The organism is Dehalogenimonas sp. 4OHTPN (assembly GCF_040448695.1).
Taxonomy (GTDB): domain Bacteria; phylum Chloroflexota; class Dehalococcoidia; order Dehalococcoidales; family Dehalococcoidaceae; genus Dehalogenimonas.
In genome coordinates this window covers 1,005,107-1,017,583 of sequence record NZ_CP159307.1, presented here as the reverse complement: position 1 = coordinate 1,017,583, position 12,477 = coordinate 1,005,107, and the positions used below count along the sequence as shown (strand labels likewise).

General features: G+C 55.1%; 13 protein-coding genes and 1 tRNA gene. 4 read left to right on the top strand and 10 right to left on the bottom strand.

Annotated elements, in window-relative coordinates; translation table 11 throughout:
* Positions 1-12: 12 nt before the first annotated feature.
* Positions 13-729 (top strand): 16S rRNA (guanine(527)-N(7))-methyltransferase RsmG, encoded by a 717-nt coding sequence (gene rsmG / locus ABV300_RS05285; RefSeq protein WP_353713862.1) that lies wholly within the window; start codon positions 13-15, stop codon positions 727-729.
* Here rsmG and ABV300_RS05280 read toward each other — a convergent pair.
* The 4 genes from ABV300_RS05280 to ABV300_RS05265 form a co-directional block, all read right to left on the bottom strand.
* Positions 721-1,725 (bottom strand): uroporphyrinogen decarboxylase family protein, encoded by a 1,005-nt coding sequence (locus ABV300_RS05280; RefSeq protein ID WP_353713861.1) that lies wholly within the window; start codon positions 1,723-1,725, stop codon positions 721-723. The two genes, rsmG and ABV300_RS05280, sit on opposite strands and share 9 nt — an antisense overlap.
* A gap of 86 nt (positions 1,726-1,811) precedes the next feature.
* Complete coding sequence (locus ABV300_RS05275) at positions 1,812-2,171, bottom strand: hypothetical protein (protein WP_353713860.1); 360 nt, start codon at positions 2,169-2,171, stop codon at positions 1,812-1,814.
* A 105-nt stretch (positions 2,172-2,276) separates the two neighbouring features.
* On the bottom strand, positions 2,277-4,175 hold the full coding sequence (locus ABV300_RS05270; RefSeq protein WP_353713859.1) for a PAS domain S-box protein: 1,899 nt from the start codon (positions 4,173-4,175) through the stop codon (positions 2,277-2,279).
* A 120-nt stretch (positions 4,176-4,295) separates the two neighbouring features.
* Positions 4,296-4,368: transfer RNA gene (locus tag ABV300_RS05265), tRNA-Gly, on the bottom strand.
* Between the two features lie 103 nt (positions 4,369-4,471).
* Here ABV300_RS05265 and ABV300_RS05260 point away from each other — a divergent pair.
* Both ABV300_RS05260 and ABV300_RS05255 read left to right on the top strand, forming a co-directional pair.
* The gene (locus ABV300_RS05260; protein WP_353713858.1) at positions 4,472-6,007 is read left to right on the top strand and encodes a cobyric acid synthase; all 1,536 of its coding nucleotides are present in this window, start codon (positions 4,472-4,474) and stop codon (positions 6,005-6,007) included.
* On the top strand, positions 6,004-6,423 hold the full coding sequence (locus ABV300_RS05255; protein ID WP_353713857.1) for a PaaI family thioesterase: 420 nt from the start codon (positions 6,004-6,006) through the stop codon (positions 6,421-6,423). The genes ABV300_RS05260 and ABV300_RS05255 overlap by 4 nt, the downstream gene beginning before the upstream one ends.
* On the opposite strand, the gene ABV300_RS05250 is transcribed toward ABV300_RS05255, so the two are convergent.
* The gene (locus tag ABV300_RS05250) at positions 6,420-6,587 is read right to left on the bottom strand and encodes a hypothetical protein (protein WP_353713856.1); all 168 of its coding nucleotides are present in this window, start codon (positions 6,585-6,587) and stop codon (positions 6,420-6,422) included. The genes ABV300_RS05255 and ABV300_RS05250 overlap by 4 nt on opposite strands.
* 174 nt (positions 6,588-6,761) lie before the next feature.
* Between ABV300_RS05250 and ABV300_RS05245 the strand changes: the two genes are divergently transcribed.
* Positions 6,762-7,031 (top strand): hypothetical protein, encoded by a 270-nt coding sequence (locus tag ABV300_RS05245; RefSeq protein WP_353713855.1) that lies wholly within the window; start codon positions 6,762-6,764, stop codon positions 7,029-7,031.
* Between the two features lie 14 nt (positions 7,032-7,045).
* Here the strand turns inward: ABV300_RS05245 and ABV300_RS05240 are convergent, their stop codons facing one another.
* The 5 genes from ABV300_RS05240 to ABV300_RS05220 all read right to left on the bottom strand — a co-directional run bounded on the left by ABV300_RS05240 (position 7,046) and on the right by ABV300_RS05220 (position 12,452).
* Positions 7,046-7,909 carry an ABC transporter ATP-binding protein gene (locus tag ABV300_RS05240; RefSeq protein WP_353713854.1) on the bottom strand — a complete coding sequence of 288 codons (864 nt, stop codon included), beginning with the start codon at positions 7,907-7,909 and terminating at the stop codon, positions 7,046-7,048.
* Position 7,910: 1 nt separating this feature from the next.
* Positions 7,911-9,194 (bottom strand): AMP-binding protein, encoded by a 1,284-nt coding sequence (locus ABV300_RS05235; protein ID WP_353713853.1) that lies wholly within the window; start codon positions 9,192-9,194, stop codon positions 7,911-7,913.
* Positions 9,195-9,209: 15 nt separating this feature from the next.
* A complete protein-coding gene (locus tag ABV300_RS05230) occupies positions 9,210-10,001 on the bottom strand; it encodes an ABC transporter ATP-binding protein (RefSeq protein WP_353713852.1) in 792 nt (263 codons plus the stop codon).
* Positions 10,002-10,049: 48 nt separating this feature from the next.
* Positions 10,050-11,330 carry an ABC transporter substrate-binding protein gene (locus ABV300_RS05225; RefSeq protein ID WP_353713851.1) on the bottom strand — a complete coding sequence of 427 codons (1,281 nt, stop codon included), beginning with the start codon at positions 11,328-11,330 and terminating at the stop codon, positions 10,050-10,052.
* Between the two features lie 69 nt (positions 11,331-11,399).
* Positions 11,400-12,452, bottom strand: coding sequence for a branched-chain amino acid ABC transporter permease (locus ABV300_RS05220; protein WP_353713850.1), 1,053 nt, complete (start codon positions 12,450-12,452; stop codon positions 11,400-11,402).
* Between the last annotated feature and the right edge of the window lie 25 nt (positions 12,453-12,477).

The window sequence follows — 12,477 nt, the reverse complement described above, 5'->3', positions numbered from 1 at the left end:
TATAATCCGCCGATGAATCTGTCCATTCTCAAACAGGGCGCTTCCAGGTTTGGCATCGAACTGACAGAAGGCCAATTGGAGCAATTCGAAAGATATTTTCAACTGCTGACGGAATGGAACAGCCGGATCAACCTCACCAGCGTGATCGAATATGAAGCCGTCCAATCAATTCATTTTTTAGATTCCCTTTCGATTGCGGCGGCAGGCATCAGCCTTAAAGGTCGGCGGGTCATCGATGTCGGCACCGGGGCAGGTTTCCCGGGCATTCCGCTGAAGATTGCCTTCCCGGAAATTGAACTAACACTGCTCGAGGCGACCGGGAAGAAAGCTGTTTTCCTGACGGAGACCGCCGCGCAGCTTCAACTCGAGAACGTCGCGATAATAAACGCCCGGGCTGAGGACGCCGCCTGTCAGACCGAACATCGCGAGCGCTATAACCTGGTAGTCGCCAGAGCGCTGGCTCCTTTGAATGTACTCTACGAGTTATGCCTGCCGTTTTGCGCCCTGAACGGCCGCTTTTTAGCCTGGAAGAAGGGGGTTATCACCGCGGAAATTGATGCCGCCGGCCCGGCTCTTCGTATATTAGGGGGTGATTCGTGCCAGATTGTCGAAATCGATGCACAAATTCTGGGCGGAGAACGTAAACTGGTTGTTGTGGGAAAATCATCGCCCACGCCTCCTGAATATCCCCGCCGCAGCGGTTTGCCTGCGAAGAAGCCTTTATGCTGATCCGGCTAATGATTCCGGCCGCTGTTCAACCGCTCTGCGCACCGACATCAGGTTGGCTTCCGGTACGGCCAGCGAATAAGTGCATCCCGGGGTCAAAATCAGCCGGCGTCCATTCATGGCGGCGATGGCTTCGCGGCCCTGGGCGGCTACCTGATCCGGCGTTCCCTGCGCCAGCAAGGCCTGCTCAATGCCGCCCATCAGAGCGCCGGCGAAACAACCGGCGGCACGCTTTACATTGATATCTGAAGTGTGGTCATGCCAGTTCAGCGCCTGAACCGGATAGTCTGATAATTCCTGCACCATCGGATGCGGACCGTGCAGGTGCAGAACGTTAAACCAGCCCTTTGAAGCGGCAGCCAATACTTTTAGATCGGCAGGGCGCCCGAAACGCCGGTATTCTGCGGCGTTCAACAATTCGTGACTGGCAAACCGCGCCGAAAAGAAAATCCCGTCGGCGCCCAATTCGATACAAGCCCGGGCGAAACGGGCTGAGGTTTCCGCGAGCGCGTTTAAAGCAGACTGAACCGCCGAGGGGTGCTGCCGCAGGTGGGCGATCAGTGTATCATCGCCCGATAGGTAGGCAGCCATGGCCAGGGGATGAAACATGGTCACGATAACCGGAGTGTTTTCATCATTATCACGGATCAAAGACTTCAACGCTTCAAGATGCCATCCATAAGTGCCGCGGTTAATGTCCAGAGGCTCCAGCTTCAGCCAGTCACCGGCATTAACGATGACACGCGACAGGTATTCACGGTCGCCCATGATGCTGCCTTTGTAGGCATGGGTGATGCCGTAGTCCTCTACGCAATAAACAGATGACACCGGGAGTTTTATGAAATCCAGGTCGTAGCGGCGTTGAAACGCCAGAGCGACACCTGCGAGGGAACCGGGGGACTGGTCATCACCCGGCCAATGCCTCCAGAAGCCTACCGGGCTGCGGTCTACCGCCTTGCCCTCGATTGAAGCTTTGATACGATCACGCTTGGTCATCATGCCGTCAGTATCCTATGGCGGATAGTACGCGACGCTCAATAAATATGCAAGCGCAGCGCACATGGCGTAACCGGACCGGATTAAACCTATTGCCTGGCTTGTGATTGAATCTGGTGGATTACTGAGGCCAGCCGGTCCGGCTTATCCGTCTTGGAAATATAGAAATCGGCGCCGGCTTCAAGCGGCAGGCTGCGCTGCAGGCAACAGCCAAGAACCAACACCGCCGGATTCCGGGGAACTTTAATTTTGGCGATGCTTTCCTTCTGGTTGGGTCCAAGTATTTCCCATTCGACCAGAACCAAACCGACACCCGGCTGCGCGGAGAGTTTGATAGTCCCTTCAATGTCTCCGGATTCGCCGGTAAATTCCAGCCCCGGGTATTGTCCCAGAAACAGCTTCAACGCGGACCTGGTGCTATGCTGTCGGTCAGCGATCACAAAATGCATGCAGCTGCCTTTCAGGTAACAGTAGGCCTTACCATTATGATACCCCAAAGCCGGCATGGCGGCATCGGGCGAATGGAGGGATTTACCCTAGCCAAAAGGATAGTTTTAGTTGTTTTTGTGAGGGTCACCGGACGGGTTATCCAGGGTGTTCATCGGCCAGGTCACCGTAACCTCGGTGCCTTTCCCGGGAGAACTATCAATGGTAATCCCGGCGTTTACATTCGCGGCGCGTTCTTTCATGATGCTTAAGCCTAAACGGCCCTGGGGTTCGGCTGCGGCGTCAAAACCGTTCCCGTTATCAGTTACGGACAGGGCGATGCCGCTGCCCTGGCAGCACAACGTGACTTCAGCCAGCGTCGCGCCCGAATGTTTGACGACGTTATTGAGGGCTTCCTGGGCGATGCGGTAGAGGGCGATTTTCACCTCGGGCGGCAGCTCGCAGCCGCCCGTTACAGAGACATTGACCGGCAATCTCGCCCTGCCGGTCACCGATTCGCCGAGTTGGGTCAGGAGTTGGGGCAATTCTGCTTCGGCTAAAGCCGCCGGGCGAAGCTCGAAGAGCAGCGTCCTCATCTCAGCCAGGGCGCCTCGGGTCAGCTGCCGTACCTCTTCAAGCCGGCGAAAACCTTCATCCGGGTTTCTGTCCCAGATTCGGGGCAACACCTCGGCGATGATACTGGTCGAAAAAAGGGTCTGGCTTACGGCATCATGCAAGTCGCGTGCCAATCTGGCCCGTTCCTCCATGGCGGCTTGCAGCCGCGTTTGAACTGCCAGGGTATCTTCAATCTTTTTTTGTTCTGTCCTGTCGATGCCCAGGCAAAGTATTTCCTTTAGATTCCCGGCTTCATCATAAACAGGCTGATTGGTCCATACCACCCAAACCCGGTCGCCATTTTTCTTCATATTTTCGTTTTCATTGAGACGGTAGTCTTCAGGCCGATGGATGATGTCACGGATCATGGCTTCAAGATCGGCGTCAGCTGAATCCTTAGCCGGTACGATCGTGCCGACAACGCTCTTGCCGATGACTTCGGATTCAGTGTATCCAAAAAAGCGTTCGGCGAAATGGTTGAAGAAAATTATCCGGCCCGCGGTATCCAGTTCCAGGATAATAGCATTCCCGCTATCCACCAGGTGCCGGTATTTAAGTTCTTTCCGCCGCAGAGCCTGTTCAATTTGCTCTCGCCTGGAAATCTCGGCTTCCAGACGGGCATTAGCGTGCTGGAGCTCGCGGGTACGTATGATTACTCTTGATTCCAGGTCTTCCTGCGCCCGCTTGAGAGCATCCTCAGCGCGGTGACGGTCGGTCACATCCAGGACCTGACCCACGGTCTTCAGGCGGCCGGCGGTATCGCGGATCATGTTCGAACTGATTTCGACCCGGCGTCTGTCACCGGATGCGGTGACGATATTGAATTCATATCTTGCAGGCAAGCTTTCACCCCGCTGGCGGCGCAGGTAGTTGTCAACCACGAGATTTGCGCTCTCTTCATCGAGAAACTCCCGGAAATCACGTCCGACTATCCGGTCATTAGGAAGTCCGAGCAATAAGCTGACCATATCATTGGCGTAGGTGATGGTAAATGCTTCATCAACTGTAAAAATGCCGGAATGGGAGTTCTCAACGATGGAACGGAACATCTGCTCCGATTCAAGACGTGACTCTTCGGCTCTTTTCAAATCGCTGATATCCCGGACAATCGCCATGACTATCCGCCGGTCGCCGTCCCCGATGCGATTCAGACTGATCTCGGTGTCAATGCACGCGCCATCGGCTTTGAGATGCTTCCACTCAAACAATTGGGGAGCGCCGTCCATAGCGGCGCGTATTTTCTCCTGGGCTTTGTCCCGAGACAGTCGTCCGTCAGGCTGCCTTTGAGGCGAATAATCGCTGGGGGTGCGGCCGATAAGCTCTTCCCGGACTGCCCCGAAGAGTTCTTCGGCTTTCTGGTTGCACTCTATAAAGCCAGTCTCGTCAAGAAGGAAAAGAGCGTAATTATCCAATCAAGCCACGCCTGTACTTAATACACACGCCACGAACGCCCCTGAAAAAATGGGGAACTGGGTAAACGGAAAACGCCAGCCTTTAGCGGCAATATTCACTGGTCACAATACAATGTACTGAGCGGGTGACGGGACTCGAACCCGCGACAACCTACTTGGAAGGCAGGCACTCTACCAACTGAGTTACACCCGCATGAACGAAGATATTTTAACTTCGGGGTGCCGCTTTGTAAAGCAAACCCGAAGACGGGCGTTTCAGATAGCCCAGAAACAATCCAGTTGTTATAATACCTGACATGGAAACGAACGCATCGATCAACCGCGCCAAAGTCATCATGGTACAGGGTACCTCGTCCAATGTCGGTAAAAGCGTCCTGGTCGCCGCGCTGTGCCGGATCTTCAAACAGGACGGCTACCGCGTGGCTCCCTTCAAATCGCAAAATATGGCGCTGAACGCTTTTGTGACCCCGGAAGGAGGCGAGATCGGCCGCGCTCAGGCGATGCAGGCCGAGGCTTCCGGCATCGCCCCCAGCATACATATGAATCCGGTGCTCCTTAAACCTGAGGCTAACTCAAGGTCACAGATCGTGCTTCACGGCAAGGTCTATCAAACTACCTCAGCCAAGGATTATTACCAGCACACTTCTTTCCTGCTGGAAAAAGTAGAAGAATCCCTGAATTACCTGAGACAAAAATACGATATCGTGGTTATCGAAGGAGCCGGCTCACCGGCGGAAATCAACCTCAAACCTCGTGAGATTGCCAACATGCGCATCGCCAAGCTGGCCGAGGCTCCGGTGCTGCTGTGCGGCGACATCGACCGCGGCGGCGTCTATGCCTTCCTTGTCGGAACGCTGGAACTCCTCGATGAAGATGAACGCAAACTGGTCAAGGGCTTCATCATCAACAAATTCCGCGGCGATGTCAGCCTGATTAAAGACGCCAATGATTTCCTTGAGAAGCGTACAGGCTTACCGGTCCTGGGGGTGGTGCCTTACTACCGTGACATTTTGCTGGCACAGGAGGACTCTGTATATCTCGATGAGCGGCGCAACCGCCAATCCAACGCCGACCTGGAAATCGCGGTCATCCGCAGCCCCCGGATATCCAATTACGACGACTTCGATCCGCTCGAAGAAGACGGCGCCAACTTGCGTTATATAAGCCGTCCGGAGGAGTTAGGCGATCCCGATCTGATAATTATCCCGGGTTCAAAAACCACGGTGCCCGATCTACTGGCGATTACTCAATCCGGTGTCGCCGGCGCTGTTGTCCGGAAAGCCAGGGCTGGTACGCCGGTCTTCGGAGCTTGCGGCGGCTATCAAATGCTAGGGCGCCTGATTCATGACCCGGACCACGTTGAATCCGACCGGGACACGGTTGAAGGCCTGGGGCTGATGGAAGCGGAGACAACTTTTGCCCGCGAAAAGGCGACCACCCAGGTCAAAGGTGTCATCACCGAGGATCGCGGATTGCTGGCCGGCCTCAAGGGAGAGGCAATATACGGGTATGAAATCCATATGGGCCGCACCGAGAGCTGTCACCGGCCGTTTCAAATCACTCAGACCCAAAAAGGTCCGGCCGACTATGCAGACGGGAGTATCAATGAAAGCGGCACGGTTATCGGCAGCTATATTCACGGCATTTTTCAGAGTCATGGTTTCCGCCGGGGATTGCTCAACAATCTGCGGCGGCGCAAAGGAATTCCAGAGCGTACCTACGACGCGCCGCTAGATAAAGAGAAACACTATGACGCTCTGGCCGACCTGGTTCGGAATTCGCTGGATATTAGGGCTGTTTACCGGATTCTGGAACAAGGCGCTGGTTCGTGAGTCAAGAAAACATCCAGCTGATGCGTCAGGCGGCCGCAGCGGAACCGGCCTGGCGGCTGCTGGGAATCGAGCTAGTTGAAATTTCCGAGGGATTCGCCCGGGTGCGGCTGCGAGTCAAGCCCGAATTCTGTAATTTTGTCGGCACCATACACGGCGGAATCATCATGACGCTGGCTGATTCCGCTTTCGGCTACGCGGTTAATTCCGTCAAACATCCAACCGTCGCTGCTCAGTTCAATACCCACTTCCTGAATCCGTGTGAACCAGGCGACGAACTTGAGGCAGAGTGCCAAGTAATCAAAGCCGGCAAGCGCGCTGTGATGGCTGAAATCCGGGTTGCCACCTCATATGGAAAGGTCATAGCCCGAGCGACGGGTACCGGCATTCCGCTGGTTGAAGGCAAGGAGCCAATCTAGCGCCTGCTCTTAAGAATCCCCCGCAACCCCGAGCCTAGAAGAATCGAGCCCAGCAATCCAAGCATACCAGTGCAGATCCATTGTACTGTCGGGGAGACATATCCCAAAGTGTAACCGCCGACCGCCAGACCAAACGCCAGCAGCCCGCCGATCAGGGTTGACACGCTATTTTCAAAGTCCGCCATCGGCGCAGTGACTGCTTGTTGAAAGTTTGATCCGGTACGTTTCACAGCCTTTTCCATAGCCAGTTATGAAAGTGTTTTCATTATCTATAACGCTTCTGCCCAGTAAACGTTAGCTCTCAAGAACATTCCAACGGCAAACGTCGGTGTGATATAATGCGAGCCATGCCCCAGCCAGACTGGCAGGTAACTGCCACCACTGTTAAATGCGACGCCGTGGGAGAAGAGATCACCATAATGGTCTACCCGGACGGCTCAGCCCGCTGTGCCAGCTACCCCAGATTCAGCGCCGACGCCGGGACACAAGCTGGGGCCAAAAAAAGAACCAGGAAAACAGGCATTATGCCCGAATGCGGCGGCCCGCTCTGCCGGCAGGTGACCGATTACCGCGATAGAATTATGGCTGAAGAGCTGCCTGGACCGTAGGTCCTGGCAATAGCCTATCTTTTAGCGCTCTCTCCCAGATAAGCCGAGATCACCTGCGGATTGTTCCGGATTTCTTCAGGCGTCCCCTCAGCGATCTTACGCCCAAAATCCAGCACCACGATGCGATCAGCCAAATCCATGACCACGCCCATGTCGTGCTCGATAAGGACGATAGCGCGCACGCCGTCGCGGAGGACCGGGGTATCGGGATAAGTCTCGCCCTGCCCCTCGAAGATGTCGACAATAAAGCGGGCGATGTCCTCTTTTTCTTCGGTATTCATGCCGGCCATGGGTTCATCCAGTAGCAACACCTTTGGTTCCAGAGCCAGGGCGCGGGCGAGTTCGATGCGCTTCCTCATTCCGTACGGCAGCGTGGCTACCACATGATGGCGGACAGCCTCGATCTCCAGGAAATCAATGATATCTTCGACAATGCGCCGGTGGCGGATCTCTTCAGCGTGAGCCGGACCGAAGTATACCCCTCCGGTCAGCAAATTCTGTTTCATGAAGACGTGGCGGGCTGCCATGGCGTTTTCCAGCGTGGTCAGACCGGAGAACAGTTCGATGTTCTGAAAAGTACGGGCCAACCCCATCTGCGCCGCCTTGTCCGGCCGGATGCGGGTGATGTTCTTGCCTTCGAAAAGTATCTGCCCTTTTTGGGGCTTGTAAAAGCCGTTGAGACAGTTCAGGAGACAGGTCTTGCCAGCGCCGTTGGGTCCGATAATGGCCAGTATCTCGTTGTCCCGAATATCTACCGACACATCCTTCAAAGCGGTAATGCCGCCGAAAGACAGCGTCAGGTTTTTCAGGCTGACTTTGACCGGTTTCTCTATTAAATTGCCAGTTTCCGGTGCAGTCTTTTCGGCAGGTCCGGTCATTCTAATCCCACTTCCGTTCATCAACGACGGTTTTAGCATCCGCTGGAATGGACCCGGGTGAGGCCAATTCCAAATGATCCAGTTTCACTACGCATGCGTTTTGGAAAGCCTCTTCAATGCCCTGACGCGGTTCGCCGGAGTGACCAGCGCTGGGTTTTACTTCCAGTTTGAGAGTCAGCACGTCACGATTGCCTTCCCGTCTGACAATAATCTGGAATTTGCCGTCCTGGCCTATACGCGATAAAGCAGCTTCAGCCTGTTTGGGCACGACGAACATGCCTCGCACCTTGACCGCCTCGCCGGTGCGTCCCAGCAAACCGGCAAGTTTGGGCGCCGTACGCCCGCAGGCGCATTGATCCATGAGCAGTCGCGACAGATCTCCCGTACCAAAACGCAGGAGGCCCCAGTGCGGATTATGTAAAGGTGTCACTACCACTTCACCCACATCACCCGGAAGCATTTGTTTACCGGTGGCTGGATCAACTATCTCGATCAAATAGTCGTCCATTAAGTGCAGCCCTGATTTCTGAGAGCATTCGTATGCCAGCGCCCCTCCGGGTTCGGTCACCGCGTAAGCCTGGCGAGTATCCACGCAATAGTCTTGTTCCAGAATGCGGCGCACCGAAGGGGACAGCATCTCGCCGGTAAACCAGGCTTTGTTGACCTTGAAGTCCTTCTTGAAATTTCCGCCGGTTTCTTCGATTTTATTGATTAAGCTCATCAAGTAGCTGGGGGTACCGACGAATCCGGTCACGCCGAGGTCTTTCATTGTCCTCAAGTGGATTTCTGTATTGCCGGCGCCGGCGACGACTACGGTGGCGCCGCAGTGCCGCAAGGCCTCGCCGAAAAGGGTGCCCGCGGGTGACAGGTGGTAGGTGAAGGTATTGATAGCCACGTCACCACGGCAAAAGCCAGCCGCCCAAAAGCTCCTGGCGAACCACTTTATACGCGAGGAATGAAGGGGTTCGTAAACAGGCCCCGGTGAGATAAAGACGCGCTCGATCTCATCGAGCTGACCGATGTAATAGCCGCCGTACGGCCGATTTTGTTTTTGTTTTTCGATGAGATCGGTCTTGCGGGTTATCGGCAGTTTTTCCAGGTCGGACGCGGTTTTAATTTGCGACGGCCTAACCCCTGCCTGGTTCAGCATCTCCCGAACTCCGGGGGCGCCCCGGTAGGCGCGAGCCACGGCCTTCACCAGCCGGGCATCGAGATACGCCTGTCTTTCAGACGCGGCCATTGATTCCAATTCATCGTAATGCAGGTCTTTATTTATTGCTGTCATTCTTGTTTTTCTAATTTACAGCCAGCGTTTGCGCCGCTTATAGTGTTTGACGTCGCGGTAGCTCTTACGCTTGCCCACCGCCGACAGGCCCATATAGAACTCCTTAACATCCTCGTTGTTTTTAAGAAAGTCCGCAGTGCCGTCCAGCACTACCCGCCCGTTTTCCATGACGTATCCGTAATGGGCGATGGATAGGGCTATGCGGACGTTCTGCTCGACGAGGAGCACCGACGTCTGCTGTTCTTCATTGAACCGGCGGATGATGGAATATATCTCGTCCACCATCAAAGGCGCCAGGCCCAAAGAAGGTTCGTCCAGCATCATAAGTTTGGGGCGCGCCATCATCGCCCGCCCGATGACCACCATCTGCTGCTCACCGCCGGAGAGGTAGCCGGCGGTGTTGTTGCGCAGATTGCGGAGACGCGAGAAGTAATTGTAGACCATATCTAGATCGTTCTTAATTTCTTTGCGGTCCTTGCGGTGGAAGGCACCCACCAGCAAATTCTCCTCGGCGGTAAGATGCTCAAAAACGCGGCGGCCTTCCAGCGCCTGGACGATGCCCAGCCGCCCGATATATTCGGCGTTTTTCTTGTCAATGCGCTCACCGTTCCATTCTATGTTGCCGTCGGTGACTTCGCCCTCTTCCACGTGCAGCAGGCCGGAGATAGCCTTCAGGGTCGTCGTCTTGCCGGCGCCGTTAGCCCCCAAGAGGGTTACGATTTGGCCATCCGGTACCGACAGCGACACGCCGTGCAGCACACGGATGACGTTGAGGTAAGCGACCTCGATGTTGTTGAGCTTGAGCATTGTTGCCTTTCGGCGGTGGGGGCTTGTGCCCCCACCGCCGATGTAAATCTATTTTAACCCGTAGTCGATGTAGGCGGCATTGATCCAGTTGGAAACAGCGGTGATGACGCCGCTCTTGACCTGGAAAACACGCATGCCTTTGGAGAGGCGGTTGTCGCCGGCAGTATACTTTACCGGGCCGTGCAACCCCTCAACGTCGTAGTTTAACATCTGGAAACCGTACTTCTCCACATTGGCAGGGGTCAGGTTGGCCGCCCCGCCGGGGGTATTCTGAATGGCAGTTTCCAGGATTTTGGCGATTAAAAGCCCCTCGGCCCAGGCGGTGATATAGTCCATGTTGTTTTTGAAGTCCGGGTGATATTTGTTGACGTACTCTGTCATCTTGGCCATTCCGGCAACGTTCTCGCCCCAGCTCACGGTGGGGAAGACGCCGTAGACGCCCTCGACTTTAGCGGCGCCGGCCAGGTCAACCAGTTGGCTGGTGTAGGAAGCGTGACCGCAGCCGATGGTTAATCCGGCAAATTTTCCGGTCGCTTGAATGTCGCGGATACCTTTGACGATTATGGAAGTGGGCTGCGGCGTGCTGGAGATAAAGATCACATCCGGGTTCTTGGCGGCGATGCGGGTGAGGGCTTCGATTTCGTTGGCCGTTGTCGAGGTATGCTCCTCGATGGCAACAATTTCAATACCCATGGTGGCCGCCAGTTTGTCGGCGGCGTCTTTAGCGCCATACCCGGTAGAATTATTGAGGAGCATCAGCGCCATTTTAGGCTTTCCGGTGCCCTTCCAAACGTTCTTTATATAGTAGTCCGCAAAGATCGCCCAGCCGTCCCCGTAGTCAGGCATCTGGGCGTAAATGTGTTTGGCCGGTTGAGTGATCGACGGGGCGGAGAAAACAGTGAAACCTGGCAGACTCGCTTCATTGGCGATACCCATCACCACTGACATCATTGCCGAAGCCTGGGTGGTAAACATCAGGGCTTTGCTGGAAATGAATTCGTTGATTATGGTGGTTGCTTTAGCCGCGTCATAACCGTTATCGCGGGAGATGACTTCAATCTGGTGCCCGAGAACCCCGCCCTTTTCCTCGTTGATATACTTGATGGCATCCAGAACGCCGGCAGCCATGGGCTGGCCTTTGGCCGCCGCAACGCCCGTTTGAGGGTACATGATGCCGATCTTCAGCGGCTGTTTGACAGTACTGGTAGGAGCGGTTGTTTGACCGCCGCCGTTGTCATCGCCGCAACCGGCCGCCAGTACCGGCAGACCGGCTACAATAATCGTCAATAAAATGACCGAGAGTTTACGAGCTAAACTGTTTCCTTTCATCTCATCCCTCCGTAAATTTTCCCCGAATACCTCTTTTTGCGCCTCACATATACCTATCCTCCCCTACCGTCAGTATGAAAAAGGCCATAGCCGGTAGGAGGCTTTGAAGAGATTCCAGCGATGGGCCAATCCCCGCGGTTCAAGTACCAGGAAAAGCACGATAACCAGGCCGAAGGTAAAAGGTGCCAAACCTGCAGTGAAGCCGGGCGGCAACCAGTCGATACCAGCTAAAGGTGTAGAAATATAGGTCACGCCCTGCTGCAACAAGCGGATGGCAACGGCACCCAGTATCGGGCCGAGTGTTGTACCGGCCCCGCCGATAATGATCATGCCTACATACAAAATGGAGTCGGTGATCGAGAAATGCTCAGTGGACACAAATCCAATCCAGTGAGCAGTCAGCGAGCCGGCGATACCGGCTAAAAAGCAGCCGATGAAAAAGGCGACAAGTTTATAGCGGAAAAGGTTGATACCCATGACTTCAGCGGCCAGATCATTGTCCCGCACCGCCACGAAGGCCCGGCCAATGCGCGTTCGCGCCAGGTTCTTGGCGAAAAAGATTACTATAACCGCAGCAATCATGATCAGAAAAAAAAGGCTTTGGGGCGATCGGAAAGTGATCCCGAAGATTTCGGCTCGCGGCACGCTCATACCCAGGAAACCGCCGGTGATACTTAGGTGATTTATCACCCAAATGATGATGATCTGGGCGGCGATGGTTGATATCGCCAGATAAAAACCCTTGACCCTCAGGGATGCGACGCCGAATATAATACCGATGCCGCCTGCCAGCAGCCCCGCGGCAGGCAAGGCGACCAGAAAAGGCAATTCCAGGCGGGAGGTCAGTACCGCTGAGGTGAAGGCGCCCACCGCGATGAAGCCGGCGTGGCCCACCGAGAGTTGGCCGCAATAACCGGTGAGGAGGTTGAGGCCGGTGGCGGCGATGATGGTGATGCCGATGAGATTGACCACGCCCAGCCAATAGACTGACAGGTACAACGGCGCGGTAAACAGCACAATGAGTCCGATAATCAGCAGAGCCCAATGGGTCTTGGTCCGGAAAATGGCCATATCGGCGGCATAGCTGAAGTTCCGAGTCCCGCAGGGCAGCCCGCCGCTCATATTACGTCCCGCCGTTTCAAAACGA

Excerpts from the sequence above, each read along its gene's own strand:
- rsmG (WP_353713862.1), top strand. The coding sequence starts at position 13 with ATGAATCTGTCCATTCTCAAACAGGGCGCTTCCAGGTTTGGCATCGAA.
- ABV300_RS05245 (WP_353713855.1), top strand. The coding sequence starts at position 6,762 with ATGCGAGCCATGCCCCAGCCAGACTGGCAGGTAACTGCCACCACTGTT.
- ABV300_RS05275 (WP_353713860.1), bottom strand. The coding sequence starts at position 2,171 with ATGCATTTTGTGATCGCTGACCGACAGCATAGCACCAGGTCCGCGTTG.
- ABV300_RS05260 (WP_353713858.1), top strand. The coding sequence starts at position 4,472 with ATGGAAACGAACGCATCGATCAACCGCGCCAAAGTCATCATGGTACAG.
- ABV300_RS05235 (WP_353713853.1), bottom strand. The coding sequence starts at position 9,194 with ATGACAGCAATAAATAAAGACCTGCATTACGATGAATTGGAATCAATG.
- ABV300_RS05225 (WP_353713851.1), bottom strand. The coding sequence starts at position 11,330 with ATGAAAGGAAACAGTTTAGCTCGTAAACTCTCGGTCATTTTATTGACG.
- ABV300_RS05280 (WP_353713861.1), bottom strand. The coding sequence starts at position 1,725 with ATGATGACCAAGCGTGATCGTATCAAAGCTTCAATCGAGGGCAAGGCG.
- ABV300_RS05230 (WP_353713852.1), bottom strand. The coding sequence starts at position 10,001 with ATGCTCAAGCTCAACAACATCGAGGTCGCTTACCTCAACGTCATCCGT.
- ABV300_RS05220 (WP_353713850.1), bottom strand. The coding sequence starts at position 12,452 with ATGAGCGGCGGGCTGCCCTGCGGGACTCGGAACTTCAGCTATGCCGCC.
- ABV300_RS05240 (WP_353713854.1), bottom strand. The coding sequence starts at position 7,909 with ATGACCGGACCTGCCGAAAAGACTGCACCGGAAACTGGCAATTTAATA.